The organism is Vibrio sp. C8 (genome assembly GCF_054051265.1).
Genome location: NZ_JBPAOE010000011.1, coordinates 167,777 through 189,917, shown reverse-complemented (window position 1 = coordinate 189,917; position 22,141 = coordinate 167,777). Strand labels below are relative to the sequence as shown.

The 22,141-nt window shown below is 43.2% G+C and carries 20 protein-coding genes; 10 read left to right on the top strand and 10 right to left on the bottom strand.

The features are described from left to right. Together yfbR and ACRQQK_RS06900 are read left to right on the top strand one after the other, a co-directional pair. Entirely contained in the window at positions 1-585 is a 585-nt protein-coding gene (yfbR, locus tag ACRQQK_RS06905) for a 5'-deoxynucleotidase (RefSeq protein ID WP_457510575.1), read from the top strand. A 38-nt stretch (positions 586-623) separates the two neighbouring features. Next, positions 624-1,997, top strand: a complete 1,374-nt coding sequence (locus ACRQQK_RS06900; RefSeq protein WP_457510574.1) for an anti-phage deoxyguanosine triphosphatase — start codon at positions 624-626, stop codon at positions 1,995-1,997. Between the two features lie 7 nt (positions 1,998-2,004). On the opposite strand, the gene ACRQQK_RS06895 is transcribed toward ACRQQK_RS06900, so the two are convergent. Beyond that, the gene (locus ACRQQK_RS06895) at positions 2,005-2,607 is read right to left on the bottom strand and encodes a tRNA-uridine aminocarboxypropyltransferase (RefSeq protein ID WP_457510573.1); all 603 of its coding nucleotides are present in this window, start codon (positions 2,605-2,607) and stop codon (positions 2,005-2,007) included. 3 nt (positions 2,608-2,610) lie between these two features. On the opposite strand from ACRQQK_RS06895, the gene rrtA reads away from it, so the two are divergent. Then, positions 2,611-3,165: a rhombosortase gene (gene rrtA, locus ACRQQK_RS06890; RefSeq protein WP_457510572.1), complete on the top strand. Its 555-nt coding sequence runs from the start codon at positions 2,611-2,613 to the stop codon at positions 3,163-3,165. A 44-nt stretch (positions 3,166-3,209) separates the two neighbouring features. On the opposite strand, the gene ACRQQK_RS06885 is transcribed toward rrtA, so the two are convergent. Beyond that, positions 3,210-3,629 carry a DUF3319 domain-containing protein gene (locus tag ACRQQK_RS06885; RefSeq protein WP_457510571.1) on the bottom strand — a complete coding sequence of 140 codons (420 nt, stop codon included), beginning with the start codon at positions 3,627-3,629 and terminating at the stop codon, positions 3,210-3,212. A gap of 287 nt (positions 3,630-3,916) precedes the next feature. Further along, entirely contained in the window at positions 3,917-4,975 is a 1,059-nt protein-coding gene (gene sohB / locus ACRQQK_RS06880; protein ID WP_457510570.1) for a protease SohB, read from the bottom strand. Between the two features lie 89 nt (positions 4,976-5,064). Here sohB and ACRQQK_RS06875 point away from each other — a divergent pair, with 89 nt between their 5' ends. The 4 genes from ACRQQK_RS06875 (at position 5,065) to ACRQQK_RS06860 (ending at position 11,156) form a co-directional block, all read left to right on the top strand. Continuing rightward, complete coding sequence (locus ACRQQK_RS06875; protein ID WP_102952835.1) at positions 5,065-5,808, top strand: YciK family oxidoreductase; 744 nt, start codon at positions 5,065-5,067, stop codon at positions 5,806-5,808. Between the two features lie 128 nt (positions 5,809-5,936). Further along, the gene (gene imuA / locus ACRQQK_RS06870) at positions 5,937-6,623 is read left to right on the top strand and encodes a translesion DNA synthesis-associated protein ImuA (RefSeq protein ID WP_457510569.1); all 687 of its coding nucleotides are present in this window, start codon (positions 5,937-5,939) and stop codon (positions 6,621-6,623) included. A gap of 2 nt (positions 6,624-6,625) precedes the next feature. Beyond that, complete coding sequence (locus ACRQQK_RS06865; protein ID WP_457510568.1) at positions 6,626-8,023, top strand: Y-family DNA polymerase; 1,398 nt, start codon at positions 6,626-6,628, stop codon at positions 8,021-8,023. A gap of 61 nt (positions 8,024-8,084) precedes the next feature. Then, positions 8,085-11,156, top strand: coding sequence for an error-prone DNA polymerase (locus tag ACRQQK_RS06860; RefSeq protein ID WP_457510567.1), 3,072 nt, complete (start codon positions 8,085-8,087; stop codon positions 11,154-11,156). 92 nt (positions 11,157-11,248) lie between these two features. Here ACRQQK_RS06860 and ACRQQK_RS06855 read toward each other — a convergent pair whose 3' ends face one another. Both ACRQQK_RS06855 and mlc read right to left on the bottom strand, forming a co-directional pair. Then, positions 11,249-12,190, bottom strand: coding sequence for a chemotaxis protein CheV (locus ACRQQK_RS06855; protein WP_457510566.1), 942 nt, complete (start codon positions 12,188-12,190; stop codon positions 11,249-11,251). Between the two features lie 86 nt (positions 12,191-12,276). Further along, a complete protein-coding gene (gene mlc, locus ACRQQK_RS06850; protein ID WP_457510565.1) occupies positions 12,277-13,494 on the bottom strand; it encodes a sugar metabolism global transcriptional regulator Mlc in 1,218 nt (405 codons plus the stop codon). 336 nt (positions 13,495-13,830) lie between these two features. Here mlc and pyk point away from each other — a divergent pair, with 336 nt between their 5' ends. After that, positions 13,831-15,276, top strand: coding sequence for a pyruvate kinase (gene pyk / locus ACRQQK_RS06845; protein WP_457510564.1), 1,446 nt, complete (start codon positions 13,831-13,833; stop codon positions 15,274-15,276). A 49-nt stretch (positions 15,277-15,325) separates the two neighbouring features. On the opposite strand, the gene ACRQQK_RS06840 is transcribed toward pyk, so the two are convergent. Then, the gene (locus ACRQQK_RS06840; RefSeq protein WP_457510563.1) at positions 15,326-16,516 is read right to left on the bottom strand and encodes a patatin-like phospholipase family protein; all 1,191 of its coding nucleotides are present in this window, start codon (positions 16,514-16,516) and stop codon (positions 15,326-15,328) included. Positions 16,517-16,534: 18 nt separating this feature from the next. Further along, complete coding sequence (gene cydH / locus ACRQQK_RS06835; protein ID WP_457510562.1) at positions 16,535-16,624, bottom strand: cytochrome bd-I oxidase subunit CydH; 90 nt, start codon at positions 16,622-16,624, stop codon at positions 16,535-16,537. 680 nt (positions 16,625-17,304) lie between these two features. On the opposite strand from cydH, the gene ACRQQK_RS06830 reads away from it, so the two are divergent. Continuing rightward, complete coding sequence (locus ACRQQK_RS06830) at positions 17,305-18,765, top strand: sodium-dependent transporter (protein WP_457510561.1); 1,461 nt, start codon at positions 17,305-17,307, stop codon at positions 18,763-18,765. After that, positions 18,765-18,857 (top strand): MetS family NSS transporter small subunit, encoded by a 93-nt coding sequence (locus ACRQQK_RS06825; protein WP_146029080.1) that lies wholly within the window; start codon positions 18,765-18,767, stop codon positions 18,855-18,857. The genes ACRQQK_RS06830 and ACRQQK_RS06825 overlap by 1 nt, the downstream gene beginning before the upstream one ends. 72 nt (positions 18,858-18,929) lie before the next feature. Here the strand turns inward: ACRQQK_RS06825 and ACRQQK_RS06820 are convergent, their stop codons facing one another. The 3 genes from ACRQQK_RS06820 to ptsG all read right to left on the bottom strand — a co-directional run bounded on the left by ACRQQK_RS06820 (position 18,930) and on the right by ptsG (position 21,788). Then, the gene (locus ACRQQK_RS06820; RefSeq protein ID WP_457510560.1) at positions 18,930-19,646 is read right to left on the bottom strand and encodes an SDR family oxidoreductase; all 717 of its coding nucleotides are present in this window, start codon (positions 19,644-19,646) and stop codon (positions 18,930-18,932) included. A gap of 143 nt (positions 19,647-19,789) precedes the next feature. Continuing rightward, on the bottom strand, positions 19,790-20,194 hold the full coding sequence (locus ACRQQK_RS06815; RefSeq protein ID WP_457510559.1) for a hypothetical protein: 405 nt from the start codon (positions 20,192-20,194) through the stop codon (positions 19,790-19,792). A gap of 163 nt (positions 20,195-20,357) precedes the next feature. Continuing rightward, positions 20,358-21,788 (bottom strand): PTS glucose transporter subunit IIBC, encoded by a 1,431-nt coding sequence (ptsG, locus tag ACRQQK_RS06810; RefSeq protein ID WP_457510558.1) that lies wholly within the window; start codon positions 21,786-21,788, stop codon positions 20,358-20,360. Positions 21,789-22,141 lie beyond the last annotated feature (353 nt).

The window sequence follows — 22,141 nt, the reverse complement described above, 5'->3', positions numbered from 1 at the left end:
ATGCAAGAGAGTCATTTTTTCGCCCACCTCGCCCGAATGAAGCTGATTCAACGCTGGCCATTAATGCGTTCAATTTCTAAGGAAAATATCTCAGAGCACAGCCTGCAAGTGGCTTTTGTTGCTCATGCTTTGGCGGTAATCAAAAACAAAAAATTTGGTGGAAAGCTCAATCCTGAGCGTATAGCCATTTTAGCGATGTACCACGATAGCAGCGAAGTGTTAACCGGCGATTTACCAACGCCTATTAAGTACTACAATCCAGATATCGCTAAAGAATACAAAAAGATAGAAGCGGCGGCAGAAAAACGCCTTCTGTCTATGTTGCCTGAAGAACTCCATGAAGACTTCGCGCCTTTTTTAGTCTCAGAATCTTCACACCCAGATGATGCCGCTATCGTCAAACAAGCAGACTGTATCTGTGCTTATCTCAAATGCTTAGAAGAGCTAAGTGCGGGTAACCACGAATATGCGTTAGCAAAAAAACGCTTAGACGTAACGTTGAAAGAGCGTTATTCGCAAGAAATGGAATATTTTCTCCAGACCTTCGCCCCTAGCTTCGAATTAACACTGGACGAAATCAGTTAACTCGCTGTAAGTTTTATAAAACGTCCTAGGAGTTCGCTATGCAAGCATCTGTTCCAAATGAAAATCATAAAGAGAGCGATCCGCAAAACAACCTCGAATATGATGCTCTATGGCAAGAGCGCAAGAACGACGAACATAAAATTCGCCGTAATGATCACCGTAGCCCTTTCCAACGAGACAGAGCACGCATACTCCACTCCGCCGCTTTTCGACGCCTGCAAGCAAAAACTCAAGTGCACGGTACCAGTCTTAATGACTTCCACCGCACTCGCCTGACTCACTCTTTAGAAGCCGCGCAAATCGGCACAGGCATCGTGGCCCAACTCAAACTTAAACAACCCGAATTCAGCGAATTATTGGGCAGTGACACATTAATTGACTCACTTTGTTTAGCGCACGATATTGGGCACCCACCTTATGGGCACGGTGGTGAAGTCGCCTTGAATTATATGATGCGTGAACATGGTGGTTTTGAAGGCAACGCTCAGACGTTCAGAATTGTCACCTGCTTAGAACCCTATACTGAACATCACGGAATGAACCTTGCGCGACGTACGCTGCTCGGGCTATTGAAATATCCTGCCCTGTTGAGTTCAACTCGTGCAGAAAAAATACCGGAATCCGTTCCTCATCAACGTCAGTTAAAAGCGAAAGACTGGTCGCCAGCGAAAGGGGTCTATAACTGTGACAGCTTTGTTTTTGACTGGGTCTTAGAGCCTCTTGATGCTCATGACAGAGCACTGATTAGCCAAATGCGTGACGGAATACAGTCACCTTACCAACATCAGAAAACTCGCTTCAAGTCGCTCGATTGTTCCATTATGGAACTGGCGGATGACATTGCTTACGGCGTTCACGATTTAGAAGATGCGATTGTACTTGGTATGGTCACTCGTCAGCAGTGGAGTGAAGCGGCTGTCCAGTTGGAGAAATGTGGCGACCCTTGGTTTGGCGAGAATACAGGCAAGCTCAGTGATATGCTTTTTTCTGGCAAACACCATGTGCGCAAGGATGCTATAGGCGGCATAGTCAATGCTCTGCTTACCAGCATTAGCATCCAGCCCGTCAATGCGCCTTTCCACTGTGAACTGCTCGCTCTAAATGCTTACTTGGAACCTCACATGGCAACCGCTTTGGAAGTGCTAAAGCACTTTGTTAGCCAATATGTCATTCAAATTCCTGAAGTGCAGCGTGTTGAGTACAAAGGGCAACAAATCATTATGGATATGTTTGAAGCTTTAGCCGCTGATCCTGAAAGATTGCTTCCTTCCGCCACCAAGGAAAAATGGCTTAATGCAGAGCAGACATCAGGCGATGGGTTACGGGTTATTTGCGATTATATTTCTGCAATGACCGATGCCTATGCACAGCGTCTGCATCAGCAGCTATTCTCTGCTCACACTCATTATTAGCACACACTTAGGAACGATAGTTACGCTCAAATACGCCAGCAGGCATTTGCTGAATTTGATAATCGATCATGGCTTCAAATGCGTCTAAAAGAGGCGAAAAGTCTTTCTCTGGTTGCATCATGCTGAGAACATGAAAACCGGCTTCAACGGTTGACAGCGCATTTTCGTTTGGCGCTTTGCGAATACGATAATTACCTTTCAAATCTTCTGGCAAATGCAAGCAAGGCAAATGGTGAAGCTGAGTATTTAGCTGCCACATCTTGAATGCTTTTTTCCATGTTCCATCCAGCAAAATGATGCGGATTTTTTTCTCAATTGGTAACGCTACATCCGCTGCCGATAGAGAGACATCACTAGGATATAGAACAAAATGCTCAACATCCGGCTCTGTTAATAGTTGGTTTAGTTCACCATGTTCGCGGAAGTCTTCCCCGACTAACAGACGACTGTTGGCCAGTGACAAACTTAAAATTCGCGCCGTTCCCATAGGTCGGTGTTCTTCTGTTGGGTGTTGAAGGATGATAAGCTCGACCTGCGTATCAAGCGCAACAATGTTGTCACAGATACACGCTTTACGAGCCTTTCCACACTGAGAACAATAACGAGACATTTTGTGAATCTTTACCTGCTGTTATCTATAGTCACCGCCGTTTGCTTTGGGCTTCAATTTGAGCCTTTCAGCCACGTAATGGCTTGGCAAGCCGATGCGATAGAAAATGGTCAATGGTGGCGGATCGTAACAGGAAACTTCACTCATACCAACTTTGCTCATTTGGCGATGAATTTGTTAGGTTTGTGGGTCATTGGCTACCTATTCCAACCCAAATCTCGATACTTTGCTCTGCTCACTTTACTTATCAGCACTTGGATAGGAATCAGCCTGTTATTTACCAACATGGTGAACTACGTGGGTTTATCAGGCACTCTGCATGGCTTATTTGCTTTTTATGCTTTGAATGAAGCATTAGGTGGACGTAAAAACAGTTGGTTATTAGTGATTGGCGTGATGTTAAAAGTCGCCAGTGAGCAGCTATTTGGGGCATCTGCTAGTACAGCTGAAATGATTCATGCGCGTGTGGCAACCGAAGCGCATCTGGCTGGTTTACTCGGTGGTTTACTGCTAGCATCAATTGCCGAAATGAAAAATCGTCAATACTTAAAGAAGTAAAAACGTCCTATATTTATACCTTAATTACAGAGATAGGTAGCCAACTATTTAATGGCAGATACCCTTTCTTCTATCCGATCAATCACCTGAATGATTTTATCTTTAGAGCCTTTCATTAATTTCCCTCGGTAAATGATATACCAATCATTCTGCCCACCAAGGTCATTAATTATCTTAAAATTTTTGTAATCAAAAGTTTGCCTATTCGATGGATCATCATTGCTTTCAAAATATTCTGGGGGTACATATGTTCCCGTATCTGCCCAATGATCGATGGTCATTTTAATGTATTTTATTTCACCTACCGCCATTTTCTCACCTAATACCACAGACCAACGCTCTGAACTATCAGCATTGCGTTTTATGAAATGACCTCGATAAAAGTCTGTTCTAACTGTATGTGCTTTCTTAGATTTGGGTTTAGCCGAAGTAAAGATACTCAGAAATGATTTCATCTTATCCATTATTTCTACCTAATGTGAGAGTCAGTGACTACGCTTTCCAAATGAAACGACATTGCCAAACCTGACCATCTTTATCTCGGCATGTTTCTATTTCATCTACCGCACTGTAAACCCTAACATTTTCATTCCACCGATAACTGTGAGCGTATAGAGGTTCTTTGACTTCTGATACATTCCACCAGCCATTTCCATAACGTTAATTTTCGACAGACAATAAAAAACCTGCCTAAGCAGGTTTTTTATCAACTAGGTAGTTTTCAGAATGTTCTTCAGACTTATTCAAACAACTACACTATCGGACGTTGGCCTCGGTTGATCAGTTTTAGTAGAACACTGTCAGCCGCTTCTCCGGCAACACCAGCCAATTTGTCGGTCAATTTTTTCTTCTGAACATAGCGAAGAGCTAATACCGTCTTCTCTTTGCACGCTTCAACAATTAAATCGTCCGATGTTTTGATTTCATCTACCAGACCAAGCTCTTTTGCTTGCGTACCAAACCAGTGCTCACCGGTTGCCACTTTATCTAGGTCTAACTCTGGGCGACGTTCACGGATGAAATCTTTAAACAATACATGCGTTTCTTCCAGCTCTTGTTTGAATTTCTCGCGAGCTTTATCCGTATTCTCACCAAACATAGTTAATGTACGTTTATACTCACCTGCGGTCAGTTGCTCGAATTCGATATTGTGTTTTTTCAGCAGTTTATTGAAGTTAGGCAATTGTGCTACCACACCAATAGAACCAACAATAGCAAACGGTGCTGAAACAATTTTGTCCGCAATACAGGCCATCATGTAGCCACCGCTTGCAGCCACTTTATCTACCGATATGGTCAGTGGTAAGCCTGCGGCTTTAATACGATCCAATTGTGAAGATGCCAAGCCATAGCCGTGAACCATACCTCCACCCGTTTCAAGGCGAAGTAACACTTCGTCACCTTGCTGTGCCACAGCCAGAATCGCGGTGACTTCTTGGCGCAGTGAAGACACTTCTTTGGCATCAATACTGCCGTGGAAATCTAAAACAAATAAGTGAGGTTCACGTTCTTCTTTTAACTCGCCCGCTTTTGCGGCTTTCTTAACAGCTTTTTCGCGTTGCTTATGTTTTTCTTTCTCGCTTTTCGCTTCTGCTTTATGGCGAGCTTTCAAAAAAGATTCATCGTGTAAGTGCGCTTCCAAATGTTCAGCGTTCTCTTTGTTCTGCTTAGTTAAGTCAGTCACTTCCAACTCACCTTTAGCCGCACCTTTTCCGCCGACGGATTTAGCAATGACTAACAACACAACGATCGCAATCACAACTGTCGCGATCTTGGCTAAAAATAAGCCATAGTCCAACAAAAATTCCAATGTACTCATCCTCTTCAATGCGAAATGGTGTATTGTAACCACCTTGTCATCATGACTTAAAGTAAATCATAACAATAAGGATACGTAACGTGGATTATTCAGTGTCTGCAAACGCCCTAAAAGATAAAGTAATTTTAGTTACAGGTGCTGGTGACGGCATTGGTAAACAAGCAGCCATCACTTATGCGGCACATGGTGCGACAGTGATTTTGCTTGGGCGCACTGTGAAGAAATTAGAACAAACCTACGATGAAATTGAAGCCGCTGGCTATGCTCAGCCTGCTATTGTTCCTTTAGATATGAAAGGAGCAACAAAACAAAACTATCTGGATATGGTGGATACCATTGAAGGCCAGTTCGGCCGTTTGGATGGTGTCTTACACAACGCCAGCATTTTGGGCGTACTTAGCCCGTTTGATCAAATCGGTGAAGATTCTTACGACGATGTGATGCAGGTAAACGTCAAAGCACAGTTCCTGATGACTCAAGCTCTCCTTCCTCTGCTGCACAAATCTGAAGATGCTCGCATCATTTTCACCAGCTCGACGGTAGGCCATTCTGGTCGCGCGTTCTGGGGGACTTATGCGATATCCAAATTTGCGACTGAAGGCATGATGCAAGTGCTTGCCGATGAGCTTAGTGATACTAATATTCGCGTCAATGCTATCAACCCAGGCGGTACTCGCACTGGTATGCGTGCAAAAGCTTTCCCTGCGGAAGATGCAGGCCTACTGAAAACTCCACAAGACATTATGCCGTTATACCTGTATTTGATGGCGCCAGAAGGCAAAGCTGTCAATGGTCAGTGCATTGATGCTCAACCGAAAAAATAATCACTGAGTTTCATCAAACGATTCAAAGCCTTGCTAACTTAGCGAGGCTTTGTTGTTTCTAAACCTTACTTTTTTCTTGAATGTTCTAAACAACAAAATATACTGTACAAATATACAGGTAAATTATTATGTATGAACTGATAGAACACCTCAAGAACAAACACTGGCTATGGCAAGGCTCAGAAACAAAATATGAGCAAAGCGCCCACACGACCGGATTCAATGCACTGGATGACAAACTTGCCGGAGGCTTTCCTCCTCATGGTGTGGTTGAAATTCAGTCTCTGTCGGGTATTGGTGAATTACGCCTTATCTATCCTTATCTGAAACAACACGATAAGCGATTAACGGTATTTATTAATCCACCAGGCATAGTGCAGGCTGAAAGTCTGAAGTGTGAAGGTATAAACCTTGAACACGTATTGGTTTTAACACCAAAAAACCACAAGGAAGCCTTGTGGGCTGCTGAACAATGCCTAAAAAGTGGTGCATGCAGTCAAGTATTGCTTTGGCAAGATAAGCTCGAAGTTCATCAGGTTCGTCGCTTAAATGTTGCCAGTGAAACGGGTAGCTGCTTGCAATTTCTTTTCCGTTCACCGCAAGAAAGCGTATTTTCGCTACCAGTATCACTCAGTTTATCGTTACAAGCCGATCCACAAGGTCTGCAGATTAGTGTCCCAAAACGCAAAGGTGGATGGCCTTTAAGCGCATTCAAGCTATCTATGTATGAGCGCTGGCCAAACTTGGTGATCCCGCTGGCTTCTTCAAAACCGTCTTCACAAGTTATTGCCTTTCCTCAACGTATGCAGGGCTAACGATGACGCTTTGGATCTATCTTCATTTTCCAGCACTACAACTGGATACCTTATACGCCGAGCAAGAATACCCTCTGGTTATCATCGAAGGTCGTGATAACCATGTTGTTCAAGCCAGTACTTGTGCATTAAAGCAAGGCATAACAATTGGGATGGGGCTAGGCAGTGCGGCATCTATGTGCAGCGATCTACAAGTACATCCTTATGATGAGAATGTTGAAAATCAAACCATCGAAGAGATAGCACAATGGTTGTATCTGGTAACCTCAGACATCGTGTTGCTGCCACCAAAAGGCATATTGCTAAGGGTCACTAACATGCTGTCTCTGTATTCGGGTCTGGATAACTATTGGCACACATTAAGCGCTCATCTTCGTTTACGTAAAACACGTTACTACTATGGTTCCGGTTTTTCGCCACTTTCGGCTGTTTTGCTTGGAAAAAGCGGTTCAAACATCATCATTGAGGATAAAGACAAGATTCTTGCCGCCATTAACGATTACCCACTCAGTGCCACAGAACTTGACTTTAAACAGGTAGAAAAACTCACCAGAGTCGGGATTAGAGACATCAAAGCCCTCCTTGCCGTACCAATACAAGATCTGGCAAGACGGTTTGATATCGATTTAGTGAACTACGTAGGCAAGCTCTTGGGGCAGTTTAAACACCCTGTGAACTTCTATCACCCACCAGAAGCCTTTTGTAGCCACTTAGAACTGCTGTATGAGATTGAGAATGTTCAATGGTTAGAGAAGCCTTTATCTCGTTTGCTAAAACGCTTAGAGCAATTTTTAACACTGAGAAATCAGGCCGCTTTTGAGCTTGAACTGATACTAACTCAGCGAGATAACATCAAAAACAGTCTGCATTTTACTTCAGCACAGGGAGAATATGCTTGTGCAAAATGGGCGAAGCTCTGTCAGCTCACTCTGGAGTCAATACAACTTTCCCACCCCGTTCTGGCAATGACGTTAAAAGTCATTCGTTCTGGGGAAATGAACCAAAGCGTGACGGACATTTTTGATGGCGAAAAAGGTCAGACGACAGCACTGGAGCTGATCACTCTGCTACAAGCCAAGCTTGGTCAGGAACATGTCAATAAGCCGAACCTGAGTGATGACCCTCGTCCAGAGAAGCGCAGCCAATACATAGCAGCAACAGAACCTACATCGCAAACATTACGCAAACCAGAGTTGCGCCCTAGTCTGCTGCTTCCTGAGCCTGAACCTCTGTGTGAAATTGTATCGCTCATCCATGGGCCTGAAAGACTAGTCACTGGGTGGTGGGACAACCAGCCCATCACTCGTGACTATTTCATTGCCCACAGCGAACAAGGCCGCTGGCTTTGGGTATTTCGCAACCAAGATAAACGATGGTTTCTGCATGGCCAGTTTAGCTAAAACGCAGGCTTGTTTAGCAAACGTGCCTCTTTGATCAGACGATTTTTATAAGAGTAGTGACATGGCTTACGCTGAACTATTTTGCCAAAGCAATTTCTCATTTCTGACAGGTGCTTCTCATGCTGAAGAACTTATTCAGCACGCAGATTTTCTACGCTATCGTGCTCTCGCGATTACCGACGAGTGCTCAATCGCTGGTGTCGTGAGAGCTCATACCGCCATCAAAGACCGAAAGCTTGGTATCAAACAAATTGTCGGCAGTATGTTTTGGCTCAATGGTGAGTGCCAAGTTGTACTTTTGTGCCCAAATCGCCAGGCATACGCTGAGCTGTGCCGAATCATTACCAATGCGCGCAGGCGCAGTGAAAAAGGCAACTATCAGCTATCTGAATGGGATTTAATGTCCGCAAAGCACTGCTTTATTCTCTGGCTTCCAACCGAGGAAGACAACAATGCCTATTGGGGAAAGTGGCTGAAGCAATATCATCAAGGTCGTTTATGGATTGCCGTTCAACGTCATCTCGGCGCGAACGACCATCACTATATTTCGCACTGTCAGGAACTGGCTCAACAACTGAGTTTGCCGATCACTGCATGTGGCGGTGTTCTTATGCATACGGCCACGCGTCTTCCACTGCAACATGTTCTGACGGCCATCAAGCACAACCAAAGTGTCGAACACATTCAGGCTCATCTAATTGGCAATACTGAACGGGCACTGCGCAGCAAAGCAAAGCTCGCCAAAATATTCCCAAGTGAATGGTTGGAAGAGAGTGTACGTATTGCTGAACTGTGTCACTTCAAACTGAGTGATTTGAAATACGAGTACCCAAGTGAATTAATTCCAGATGATGTCAAACCTATGGAACATCTGCGTCAAATGGTTGAAAAAGGCAAGCTTGTTCGCTTTCCCGAAGGCGTCCCTGACGATATTCAGGCAACTATAGATAAAGAACTATCTCTTATTGAGGAACTCAACTATCCGTTCTACTTTCTTACCATTCACGACATCGTTATGTTCGCCAAAAGCAGAGGCATTCTATACCAAGGACGAGGCTCTGCCGCTAACTCTATTGTCTGTTACTGCTTAGAGATAACCGCTGTCGACCCTCGCCAAGTCGCGGTGCTATTTGAACGCTTTATTAGTAAAGAACGACAAGAGCCGCCAGATATTGATGTCGATTTTGAACACGAGAGACGTGAAGAAGTCATTCAATACCTGTATCAGAAATATGGAAGAGAGCGGGCCGCACTGGCTGCAACTGTGATTACTTATCGCTTAAAAAGCGCCATTCGAGATGTGGGGAAAGCGTTGGGGATTGGCGAAACTCAACTCGATTTCTTTATCAAAAATATTAACCGCAGAGACAGTAAGCTCGGCTGGCAAGCCCAGATCATTGAGTTAGGGCTACAACCACAGTCTCACAAAGGGCAATTGTTTATTGATCTGGTTAACGAAATTCAGTCGTTCCCTCGTCACCTCTCACAACATGTGGGCGGCTTTGTTATTTCCTCTGGGCCTTTGTATGAACTCATCGCCGTCGAAAACGCAGCCATGCCTGAGCGAACCATTATTCAGTGGGATAAAGACGATTTAGAAAGCCTCGGGCTAATGAAAGTCGATGTGCTGGCGTTAGGTATGCTTACGGCGATTCGTAAATGTTTCACTATGATTGAACACCACCATCAACGAAAGCTCAGTATTGCTGACATCACACGTCTAAAAGACGATGAAAATGTGTATGGGATGATACAACGCGCCGATACAGTGGGGGTGTTTCAGATTGAGTCGCGCGCGCAAATGAGCATGCTGCCACGCTTAAAACCTCACACCTACTATGATTTGGTCATACAGATCGCCATAGTTCGCCCCGGTCCAATTCAGGGCGATATGGTGCACCCGTTCCTTAAGCGGCGTAATGGCATTGAAAAAACCACTTTCCCATCTCAAGAAGTGAAAGAAGTTTTAGACCGTACCATGGGAGTGCCTATTTTTCAGGAGCAAGTGATTAAAATTGCTATGGTTGCAGCCGGTTTCAGTGGAGGCGAAGCAGATCAGCTTCGCCGTGCTATGGCGTCTTGGAAGAAAAGTGGCGAGTTGGATAAATTCAGACCTAAATTGATAAATGGCATGCTCGCACGTGGCTATGAGAAGGAGTTTGCCGAACGGATTTACGATCAAATTTGTGGCTTCGGGGAATATGGTTTCCCAGAGAGTCATTCGGCGTCATTCGCGGTTTTGGCATATTGTTCTGCATGGCTAAAATACTATTATCCAGAAGCATTCTACACCTCGTTGCTCAATAGTTTACCTATGGGGTTTTATAGTCCTTCACAACTGATTCAGGATGCTCAAAGACACGGCATAGTTATTCTGCCAGTTTGCGTTAATCATTCCGCTATCGAACATCAAGTTGTGCGCTACCAGCAAGGCTTTGCTATTCAGCTCGGTCTGCGTCTGGTAAAGGGATTAAGTGATTCAGGATGTGAGCAACTGCTGCGCGCTCGCCCTACTGGCGGATTTCAGCATGTTAACCAGCTAAAAAATGCAGAAATTAACCAAAAAGATATGGAATCACTGGCCTCTGCCAATGCCCTGCATCGTTTGACTAATAACCGCTACGACACCCGTTGGGCGATCATGGATTCTCTTTCTGACCTGCCATTATTTGAACACTATCAAGAAGATGAACGCCTAATTCAACACTCACCTACAGCGATGGAAGACCTGATAGAAGATTATGCTTCGTTAGGATTGTCCCTCAACCAGCATCCGATCACCTTATTAGACAAAGCTGGTCTATTGGGCAAATTCACCCGCCATAAAGACCTGATAAATCTTCCACATAAATCACTCGTGACCGTTGCAGGCGTTGTCACCGGACGACAAGCTCCCGGCACTGCCGCTGGCGTAACGTTTTTCACACTAGAAGACGATACCGGAAATATTAATACCGTAGTTTGGCAAGCCACAGCCAGAGCACAGAAAAGCGCTTATATCAGTGCCAAGGTTTTAATGGTAAAAGGGATTGTCGAGAAAGAAGAGAATGTAGTGCATGTTATCGCGGGGAAACTGATTGATATCACCCATCACCTCACACAGCTACAAAGCCGCTCGAGAGATTTTCATTAAACCAGATACTAATAAATACTGTAAGACCGTGTTTCAAGATACAAAAAAGCGCTGAATATTCAGCGCTTTTATATCCTGATACAGCTTCACTCTTATAAAACTTCGCGGAGTCGTTCCTGAGCTACCTGCACCAGCAAATCTGGCTGGAACTTAGAAATGAATCGGTTACAACCGACTTTCTGAACCATTGCTTCGTTAAAGCTACCACTCAGAGAGGTATTCAAAGTAATAAACAGGTCTTTCATGCGAGGGTCATTGCGAACTTCATGAGTTAAGCGATAGCCGTCCATTTCTGGCATTTCAGCATCAGTAATCATCATCAAAAGCTCATCGTTAATATTTTTACCCGCATCACACAAAGATTTGAGGAAATTCAAAGCTTCCAAGCCATCTCTGCATTCAATGATGTTAAGCCCTAGCTGTGACAAAGTATCTTTAATCTGGTTTCGTGCGGTTGACGAATCATCCACGATCAAAACATTGCGACCTACCATTTCACCCAGAATATTGTGGTCAAGCATCTCTTCGGAAATAGAGACATCATATTGAATGATTTCTGCAAGCACTTTCTCAACATCAATGATTTCAACGATATTGGTTTGGTTTTGCTCTTTAATTTGAGTAATCGCAGTCAAGTAATTTGAGCGCCCCGCTGATTTTGGCGGCGGCTCAATTTCTGTCCATGCAGTGTTAACGATGTTGCGAACTTGGCCAACGAGAAACCCCTGTGTTGTACGGTTATATTCCGTAATAATGAGGTTTTGCTCTGGCTTTTCTAATCGAGATGGAGGGAAACCAATCGCTTGACGTAAGTCTATGATCGGTACTGGCACACCGCGAAGTGTTGCTACACCAGTAATATTGTGGTGTGAGCCTGGCATTTTAGTTAGATGAGGAACTTTAATAACTTCTCTAACTTTAAATACGTTAATAGCAAACAGTTGACGGCTGTTTAAGCTAAAAAGCAATAACTCAAGTCGGTTTTCGCCAACCAAGTTAGTACGTTGATCGACTGAATTTAAAACACCTGACATAGAAAATTCCGCAAACTATTAAAACCCAATAACAGTATAGCTACAAAGGATAAATGTAAATGATACTACTCAAGGTAATGTGATAATTATCCTTCTACCACTTTCATCAGCAACAAACCATCATACAATGCTTGCTTAACAAGCGCTGCACCTGGCATCGTCGCCTGTTTGTAAAAACGAGACTCCACCAGCTTCAAATCTTGATGATAAACAGGAAGGCTTTGTTGTTCGATACAATGCTGAATAGCCGGATACAACACACTTTTTGCCTGATTGATAACACCACCGATAAGAATTTTTTCTGGGTTAAATAGGTTTATAACGATGGCAATCGCCGCACCTAAATAAGCACCAAGCTGCTCAATCACTTCAACTGCAAGAGGGTCCCCTTCTGCTGCCGCAGAACAAATATCTTCTATCGTGATTTCTGCAATTTCACTTAAGCTTGATGTTTCACCGTTGGCAATTCGTTCTGCGACTTGTTCTCGAATCGCTTGAGAACTGGCAACCGTTTCAAGACAGCCAATATTCCCACACTGGCAACGCTTACCATTGCGGTCAATTTGGATATGCCCCAATTCACCAATATTTCCGTTACGACCTTGAAGTACTCGACCGTCAAGTATGATGCCAGCGCCTAAACCATGGTGTATTGAAATGAGGATTGAATTATCAACGTCTTGCGAATGACCAAATAACTTTTCCGCCAAAGCCCAAGCACGGGTGTCGTTAGCAATAAATACAGGCAGTCCAGTCGCTTTATAGATTTCAGGGCCTAACGCTAGATTTTTCACATTGTAGTGAGGCATCTGTAAAACGATGCCTTTTTCCGAGTTAACTAAACCCGGTAAAGTTATAGCAATGCTCGTGACACGATCGAGTTGGTCAGCATAAGTTTGGAAAAACTCTTCAACTTCAAATAAGAGGCGTTGAAGCACATCGTCTTGATCGATTTCATGAATTTCAATCTTAGTATCAATAAGGACTTCGCCACCAAGCTCATGAAGGGCTATGGTTAGATATCCGCGTCCCAGACGCATAGAAAGAAACTGCCAGCCTTCATTGTTGGTCTGTAAACCTACAGCAGGACGACCACGGCTGATAGCTTCTTGAACCGTTGTTTCATGAATTAGGTGCGCATCAATAAGCTCGCGAGTAATTTTGGTAATACTTGCAGGCGCGAGTTCGCTCTCTTTCGATAAATCGATACGAGATATAGGACCTTTTTGGTCAATCAATTTATACACACGACCAGCATTGACCTGCTTAATGTGGTCAATATGGCCAGGTTGAGCCATGTACATAGTACGCTCCAAAAAACAACAACCTGCCAATTTTTTTACTTTGCGAACTAATTGTGAAGGGCTTTGGTAAATACCCGTGACCAGCATCACGTATATACTCGGAACTTTGTGTATTCAGTCAAATTGTCGGGTTTGGATAGGCTCGATATCTGTGTTTGAAAAACTTATTTTCAGAATAAAATTATTTTAATTCTATTGAGCATTACAGCCAAATTCCTACAAAAATCTCAGACTTATGTAACAATTTTACAACCTTCACCTCAAGTAGTATGAGGTCTTGTTTATACTTATAGAATCCTCGATACCTTATCTGCCCGATCACTGTAGGAGATCACCATGAGTTTAGGTCAAAGACGTACCAAAATTGTCACCACACTCGGCCCATCCACAGATAAAGAAAATGTACTAGAGCAAATCATAAAATCAGGGGCAAACGTAGTACGAATGAATTTTTCGCACGGTTCTGCGGAAGACCACAAGCTAAGAGCACAAAAAGTTCGCGAAATCGCAGCAAAACTAGGAAAAAATGTCGCGATTTTGGGTGATTTACAAGGCCCCAAAATCCGCGTATCCACATTTAAAGATGGACCGATTCTACTAACTGAAGGTGACCGATTTATCCTTGATGCCGAACTGGCACCCGGAATGGGCGATCAGGACTCAGTCGGTATTGACTACAAAGCCTTGCCAAATGATGTCAAAAGAGATGACATCCTTCTGCTTGATGACGGAAGAGTACAGCTACAAGTATTGTCTGTTGAAAACAATAAGATCTTTACCTCCGTTCTGATTGGTGGCCCTTTATCAAATAACAAAGGTATCAACAAAAAAGGGGGAGGTCTTTCTGCTGATGCTCTGACCGAGAAGGACAAACGCGATATCCTTCTCGCCGCTGAAATCAAGGTTGATTACCTCGCTGTTTCATTTCCTCGCAATGGGGCTGATATGAATTATGCTCGCCGTCTAGCTCGAGATGCAGGCTTGGAAGCAGGTTTGGTAGCCAAAGTGGAACGAGCAGAAACCGTCTCATGCGATGAAAATATTGACGATATCATCATGGCATCTGACGTGATCATGGTTGCTCGAGGAGATCTTGGTGTTGAAATTGGCGACCCAGAACTCGTGGGAGTGCAGAAAAAACTGATCCATCGCGCGAAAGCTCTCAACCGAGTAGTGATTACCGCCACTCAAATGATGGAGTCAATGATCACAAGTCCAATGCCAACCCGTGCCGAAGTTATGGACGTGGCGAATGCCGTCCTTGATGGCACCGATGCCGTAATGTTGTCAGGAGAAACGGCGGCGGGGAAATATCCCGTTGAAACGGTAAAAGCGATGGCTGAAGTCTGTATTGGTGCAGAGAAAACCATTGAGTCGAATCAACAGAACTATCGTATTGATCGTTCCTTTGCCACCTCAGAAGAAACCATCGCCATGTCTACCATTTATGCAGCTAACCATTTGGAAGGTGTACAGGCGATGGTCACTTTGACGGAATCGGGACGGACAGCACTAATGACGTCTCGTTTAAATTCCATCTTTCCTATCTTTGCCATGTCACGTAATGAACGCGCGCTTAATCGCTGTGCACTATACAGAGGAGTTACTCCATTCTATTTCGACAGTAAGCATGAAGAAGGATTTATTGCGGCACAATCTGCTTTGAAATCTCTCAAAGATAAAAAGCTGCTCGAGTTTGGCGACTTGGTTATCATCACTCAAGGCGATGTGATGGAGGTTGAAGGTTCAACCAACTGTATGCGTATCCTGCCAGTCTTCTAACTGGTATATCCCATAAAGCAATAACTCACTTTACTTGTTCTAGAGTGAGTTATTCGCCGATTTCCAGAGAATTAAAATCTGCACGAATAATGCGTTCCGCTTTTATCTCCCTAGCCTGCAAAAACAAATTGATAAAGCGGTTTCCGGCTTCGACACCTAACTCATAGTCATGTAGTAGGTCTTCTTTATTGCTCATCAAAGAGGTTGATTTCAGAGGGCTGCTTGGTGCAATTTGCACTATAAACACATCATCAGGTGGTGAATTCAGAAACTCGCTAGTTAGGGAGTAAGTCTGGTAATGTACCATCAACATATCCGCCAGCCCTGAATCAAATTTGTCTCCAAGCAAATGACTCAATCGATAAATATCGTCCGCTCCAAATAACCAACGACCGCCGTTGAGTGTTTGTAGGTGTTTATGTTCACTTTTCAATTCTTTGGAATGCGCAATTTGTTGTTGGAAAAAACGATTCCAGTCTTGTTTCCATTGTCCTAGTCTGTTCTGCCACTGATTTTGAATACTGTTAAAAGAATCTCTGAACCATTTAATTTCTTCCTGACGAGCTCTTTCATCCTGAATGATTAGATCTGATTCAGAATCAATTTCTTCAGTTCTGATCACCGTAATAAAACGGGCTTCTCGACGCCAAGCCTCCTGAACGGGAATAGAAGCAGAAACTCCGCCATCAATGTAAAACTTATTGTTCAACTCGACTTGTTTGGGATATAAGCGAGGAATCGCGCATGTCGCTCTCATTACATCCTTCCAATTACCTCCCAGCATAGGAAAGTATTCATCACTCAGAGTTAACGATGATGTAACAGCCGCCATTGCTTTGCGTGAGCCTAATGCCCTACGTCCCATGTCTATATCCATATGAAATGGGAAGTCACAAATTTTTTCCAACGCCCAGTCAAGATCCATATATTGTTTTCTACGGATGTAACCAAAAAGGTGGAAAAACTCGGGTGTAGTGGTGAGTTCTGTAATGAAAGCTTTGCCTAGGCCATGCTGACGGCAGAGAAAAGCGCTGAGATTTAACGCACCAGCAGAGGTACCATAAAATTCATCGAATGGGTCGAAATTGGCAAGATTAAATGCGTCTAATACACCGGCAGTAAATATTCCCCTCTGACCACCGCCTTGAGCAACCAGAGCGTTTTTACCGCCGATGAATTTGGATAGTCGAATCACATCGACTTTGTTATCTAGATTAGAAACAGTTCCACTATTAGACATAAGTAGAACCCTTATCAGTTAGTGTGTTATTGCGATCAATCCAAAACCGACAAGTACCGTGAAGATAACGACAGTAGCAATTACTGCAAACTTTAGATCATGTTCCATACAGACCTCCTTTACTTAACAAATTAATAACATTGGTAAAGAAAGCCATCAAGAATTGTCGATTTTTCAACTACAATTATGCAGTTGCCCTCACAATAACTCAATCGCCATATCACGTATTAAGCTAATCTGGACAACAAAAAAGCAAACCTCAACGACTCTGTGCTTAATGAAGTCTGTATTTCTTCTCCTTATTTTAGATAAAGAGCAAACAGTGGAGGGATTCACTGTCGATTGTTTATTTTTCAGTCATACACTCTACTGTTTTTAATAGTGATATCAATTGCAAATAAACAAAATAAACACTAATCGAGCCATTAATTGTCAAATTTACAACACTTTGAACCACCCACTAGCTGAAAAACCACCCAATAAAACTATTTAACCACAAAAAACCAACATTTATGATCTATTGCTATTAACAGAACAAATCTGTAGTCTCAATACCATGCGTAGCTGATTATTTCAGATTTCGCAAACACACATCAGATAATAAAGAATAAAACTCTAGGTTTTCTTAAGGCAAACAAAATTTAATACTAACTTTTCACCAGATCATGGATGATAGATAAAATATTAAGCAGTTCTATAGAATGCTAAATAATCTCGACAGTAGCCATGTTCGACAGTGATAGCCATAAAGAAGCTTCAGACCTCAGAGTGTCGTAAAGGAGTAAAACATGAAGCGAGAACAATGGGGATCCCGAGTAGGGTTTATCCTAGCAGCAGTAGGCTCTGCAATCGGTCTTGGAAACATTTGGCGTTTCCCTTACATGGCTTATGAAAACGGCGGCGGCGCATTTTTCATTCCTTATATCTTCGCACTACTTACTGCGGGTATCCCATTCATGATCCTTGAGTTCAGTATGGGTCAGAAAAATCGTGGTTCAGCACCTTCTACGCTAGCAAAGATCAATTCTAAATTTGAATGGTTAGGCTGGTTCCAAGTAGGTATTGCTGCGCTTATCGCAGTGTACTATGTGGCTGTTATTGGTTGGGCGATCTCTTACTTTGGTTTGTCATTTACTCAAGGTTGGGGTACAGATACTAACGCATTCTTCTTTAGTGAATACTTGGCGCTTGGCGACAACTCACCAACCAACCTTGGTGACATCCAATGGAATATCGCATTCGCTATGCTCATCGCTTGGGCAGTCACTTATGCAGCTATTGTAGGTGGTGTAAAAGCTGGTATTGAACGAGCTTCTAAGATCATGATGCCGATTTTGTTCATCATGGTATTAGGTCTGATTGCACGTATGATTTTCCTTCCTGGTGCGCTTGATGGCGTGAACTACATGTTCGAACCAGATTTCAGTAAGATTTGGGATGTGAAAGTTTGGGCGGCAGCTTACGGTCAGATCTTCTTTACGCTAAGTATCGGCTTTGCGATCATGCTTGCCTACTCAAGCTACCTACCAGAGAAATCCGACATCACGAACAATGCGTTTATGACGGTATTGATCAACTGTGGTTTCTCTATCCTTGCAGGTATCATGATTTTCTCTGTATTGGGCTACATGGCTCAAGAGCAAGGTAAACCTCTAACAGAAGTTGTTTCGGCAGGTGTTGGTCTGGCATTCGTAACGTTACCAGCAGCAATTAACCTTCTACCAGTACCATACATTTTAGGTCCACTGTTCTTCCTTGCATTGGTTGTTGCGGGTCTAAGCTCACACATTTCTATCATGGAAGCTGTTACGTCAGCAGTGATCGATAAGCTAAACTGGAGCCGTAAGAAAGCTGCAAACATCGTTATTGGTTCAGGCTTAGTGATTTCTATGGCATTTGCGACCAACGGTGGCCTACTGTTACTTGATCTAGTTGACCACTTCGCAAACAACGTAGGTATCATGGCAAGTTGTTTCGTTGAAATCGCACTAATGACTTGGTTGCTAAAAGTTTCTGACGTACGTAAATACGTGAACAGTATTTCTGATTTCAGTGTGGGTGTTTGGTTTGACATCTGTTTACGCTTTATCACTCCAGTGATGTTAGCTGTTATCATTTCAACAAAACTGATTGCACTGTTCACTGAAGGCTATGGTGGTTACGACCTAACTCTAGGTTGGGCTATTATTGGTGTTCTACTTGTATTTGGTGTCCTTGTTAACCTAACCAGCCGTAAGGAGGCAAACTAATGACGACTAGCGCAATTATTATGATGATCATTGGTCTTGGTATCACTTGGGGTGGCGCTGCTATCTGTATCAAGAAAGCGATGGACAAGTAAGTCATCCTGTTAAAGAAAAACCGGCATAACGCCGGTTTTTTTATTTCGTTTGGATAAAAGAATGTCCTACTTCTAGCAGTAATTTTTCTCGACCAAAGGCCGAATAACTAATTCATCTACGCTAGAAATGCCGTCTTGACTCGCCATAAACAAGATTGCATCCACCACTTGCTCTGGATCTAAGTACTCAGGGCGCTCTACTGATCGGAAAGGTGTATCCACGCCACCGGGATAAATCGCACACACTTTCACGCCACGTTCCCTAACTTCTTTTCGGAAAACCTTCGTTAGGGCATCTATACCGGCTTTTGAGGCTGTATAAGCACCGTTTCCTTCATTGGAAAATCCGCACACCGTTGACAGAACGTTGATAACAATGCCCTGCCCTCTATGCTTCATCGAAACGTTGTAGACTTCCTTCATAAAAACGAATGGGGACATCATGTTCAGTTGAACTAACCCCATAAGGTCATCTACTGATAAATCTGCGATAGCACTTCTCGATGTATTCGCACCAGCACAATTCACCAATACATCAATGCCACCCAGTTTCTCACTGGCATCAGCAACAAACTGATTGATCAATTCCAAATTTGTCGCATCAAATGATTGAAAATACGTTTGACTATCACAAGATATGATTTCAGAAACTAACTCACTGAGTTTGCTTTCAGAGCGCCCACAGAAAGCCACATTAGCACCAAGTTCTACCAATCGCTTTGTCAGCAAACGTCCAATACCGGATGTCGCTCCTGTGACAATAAAGTTTTTATTTTTAACACCCAACATTAGGTATCCATCCACGCTCTAGTTCAAATAGGTCTAAATTCAGCCATGCCAAGCAAGGCTATTACAATTTGACTATATGATACGTTTAACTACCTAAGTGAGAAAAGGCGGGTAGTCACATAACGGACTAAAGAGTATTAAGACTAAAAATGATACGTCAAACCCAAAGCTGCACCGATTTGCAGTTCAGGACCGCCATAAAAGTTGATTTCAGGATGTACCTGACCATAAAGGTTAAAACGGTTATTGAATTGCCAATTAATACCTAACGGTAGACGAGCACCAAAATCATCTTCCCATTCAGCCCAAGCACCAACTCCAACGTACCAGTTAAAAGGCACATCTGGATTATTGAAACTTCCTTGAGCGAAAATGTAATCGAACGCTGCGCCATCATTTCCCAGAATGAAACGATATTGGTCGTCGATTTCAAAAACAGCACTGAGCTGCTGATCAACCGCCATACCAACTTCGAAACTTTTTCCTTGCTGTGCGTGAACAGCGTATGAAATGCCAAATAATAAGGCGACAATCCCTAATTTCTTCATATTTAACTCCAGATACCATTGCTATACAAAAGAAACACGGTATCCAAGCGGCTACTGAATTGTGTCATTGTCAGGTAAGAGAGTATTCGGTGTTTGTAGGAATTTGAGTACAAAAAAAGGAGACCGAAGTCTCCTTTTCTATAGGGGAAGAAATATCTGAGGATTAACCGTGGTTACGGATCCACTCATCCATATCTGTTTTAAGGTTGTCAGACTTAGTACCGAAGATAGCTTGAACGCCACCAGATACTACAACTACGCCTGCTGCACCAAGTTTTTTCAGTTTATCTTGGTCAACAACTTCAGTATCAGCAACTGATACACGTAGACGAGTGATACATGCGTCTAAGTTAGTGATGTTCTCTTTACCACCGAATGCAGCAACAAGTTCACCAGCCATTTCAGTACCAGTAGTCGCTGTTGTAGTTTCTGTTTCGTCTTCACGGCCTGGAGTTTTAATGTCCATCGCACGGATAACGAAAGTGAATACTACGTAGTAAAGTACTGCGTAAGCGATGCCTAGACCAACAAGCAGTAACATGTTTTCAGCACGTGGTGATTGAACCACGAAGTCGATGAAACCGTTAGAGAATGTGTGACCGTGAACAACACCTAGAGAGTTCGTTAGCATGTATGCAACGCCAGCTAGTACTGCGTGGATTGCGTATAGTACTGGAGCGATGAATAGGAACGAGAACTCAATTGGTTCTGTAATACCAGTTAGGAATGAAGTCAGTGCTGCAGAAGCCATGATACCCATTACTTTTGCACGGTTTTCAGGTTTAGCGCTGTGTGCAATTGCAATTGCAGCAGCTGGAAGACCGAACATCTTGAATAGGTAACCACCAGCTAGCTGACCGAAACCATTACCCGCTGCGCGAGAAGCGTCATCAGCAGTAAGGAAACAAGTCATGATACCGTGTGCAACTTCACCAGCAGAGTTTGTACAAGTACCAGCTTCGTAGAAGAATGGTACGTTCCAAATGTGGTGTAGACCGAATGGGATTAGAGAACGCTCAACAATACCGTAGATACCAAAAGCAGTAACAGGGTTTTGGTTTGCTGCCCAATCAGAGAAAGAAGCAATCACGCTACCAATTGGTGGCCAAATGATAGAAAGAATTACACCAAGACCAATTGATAGGAAACCTGTGATGATTGGAACCGCACGTTTACCTGCAAAGAAACCGAGGTACTCTGGAAGTTGGATTTTATAGAAACGGTTAAATGCCCAAGCAGCAACACCACCAGCAAGGATACCACCTAAAACACCAGTTTCGATGTGGCCAACACCCATTGCATCGCCCATCACGTTTAGCGTAGCAATCATGATGCCGTAGCCAACGATCGCAGACAGACCTGAAACACCATCGTTGTTAGTGAAACCTAGAGATACACCGACAGCGAAAAGAAGTGCCATTTGACCGAACACTGAACCGCCAGCTTGCTCCATTAAATGTGATACTACTTCTGGTAGCCAGCTAAAGTTCGCCGCACCCACACCAAGCAAAATACCTGCAACTGGTAGTACTGATACTGGTAGCATCAAAGACTTACCAACTTTTTGCAGGTTAGCAAAAGCGTTTTTAAACATGTTTATGCTCCTGATTAAGTTATTAGAATTTTTGGGTTCTAACGGCACACCCCCGTAGCCTAAATGTTAGCACCCAATGAAAATGTAACCACAAAATGTATTATATTTTCTGCCTCTAAATATATATTGATGCTCCTCATGGATTCTACTTAGTTACGAAATTAAGTTTCAAAGTATTAGGCAGATCACAATCAGATCTGACCTCTGAAAAGCATTACACAGCACTTATCCATTTGTTTTTAAAAGATTTAAAAGTTAAAACCAATAATTTTACAGCGTAAATAAAATTGAGCATCATGTTATTTTATGTAACAAAATTACATTGCTTTAATTTAACCTCTCAAAATCAACAC

Excerpts from the sequence above, each read along its gene's own strand:
- yfbR (WP_457510575.1), top strand. The coding sequence starts at position 1 with ATGCAAGAGAGTCATTTTTTCGCCCACCTCGCCCGAATGAAGCTGATT.
- ACRQQK_RS06900 (WP_457510574.1), top strand. The coding sequence starts at position 624 with ATGCAAGCATCTGTTCCAAATGAAAATCATAAAGAGAGCGATCCGCAA.
- ACRQQK_RS06895 (WP_457510573.1), bottom strand. The coding sequence starts at position 2,607 with ATGTCTCGTTATTGTTCTCAGTGTGGAAAGGCTCGTAAAGCGTGTATC.
- ACRQQK_RS06885 (WP_457510571.1), bottom strand. The coding sequence starts at position 3,629 with ATGGATAAGATGAAATCATTTCTGAGTATCTTTACTTCGGCTAAACCC.
- imuA (WP_457510569.1), top strand. The coding sequence starts at position 5,937 with ATGTATGAACTGATAGAACACCTCAAGAACAAACACTGGCTATGGCAA.
- ACRQQK_RS06865 (WP_457510568.1), top strand. The coding sequence starts at position 6,626 with ATGACGCTTTGGATCTATCTTCATTTTCCAGCACTACAACTGGATACC.
- ACRQQK_RS06860 (WP_457510567.1), top strand. The coding sequence starts at position 8,085 with ATGGCTTACGCTGAACTATTTTGCCAAAGCAATTTCTCATTTCTGACA.
- ACRQQK_RS06855 (WP_457510566.1), bottom strand. The coding sequence starts at position 12,190 with ATGTCAGGTGTTTTAAATTCAGTCGATCAACGTACTAACTTGGTTGGC.
- mlc (WP_457510565.1), bottom strand. The coding sequence starts at position 13,494 with ATGTACATGGCTCAACCTGGCCATATTGACCACATTAAGCAGGTCAAT.
- pyk (WP_457510564.1), top strand. The coding sequence starts at position 13,831 with ATGAGTTTAGGTCAAAGACGTACCAAAATTGTCACCACACTCGGCCCA.
- ACRQQK_RS06840 (WP_457510563.1), bottom strand. The coding sequence starts at position 16,516 with ATGTCTAATAGTGGAACTGTTTCTAATCTAGATAACAAAGTCGATGTG.
- cydH (WP_457510562.1), bottom strand. The coding sequence starts at position 16,624 with ATGGAACATGATCTAAAGTTTGCAGTAATTGCTACTGTCGTTATCTTC.
- ACRQQK_RS06830 (WP_457510561.1), top strand. The coding sequence starts at position 17,305 with ATGAAGCGAGAACAATGGGGATCCCGAGTAGGGTTTATCCTAGCAGCA.
- ACRQQK_RS06825 (WP_146029080.1), top strand. The coding sequence starts at position 18,765 with ATGACGACTAGCGCAATTATTATGATGATCATTGGTCTTGGTATCACT.
- ACRQQK_RS06820 (WP_457510560.1), bottom strand. The coding sequence starts at position 19,646 with ATGTTGGGTGTTAAAAATAAAAACTTTATTGTCACAGGAGCGACATCC.
- ACRQQK_RS06815 (WP_457510559.1), bottom strand. The coding sequence starts at position 20,194 with ATGAAGAAATTAGGGATTGTCGCCTTATTATTTGGCATTTCATACGCT.
- ptsG (WP_457510558.1), bottom strand. The coding sequence starts at position 21,788 with ATGTTTAAAAACGCTTTTGCTAACCTGCAAAAAGTTGGTAAGTCTTTG.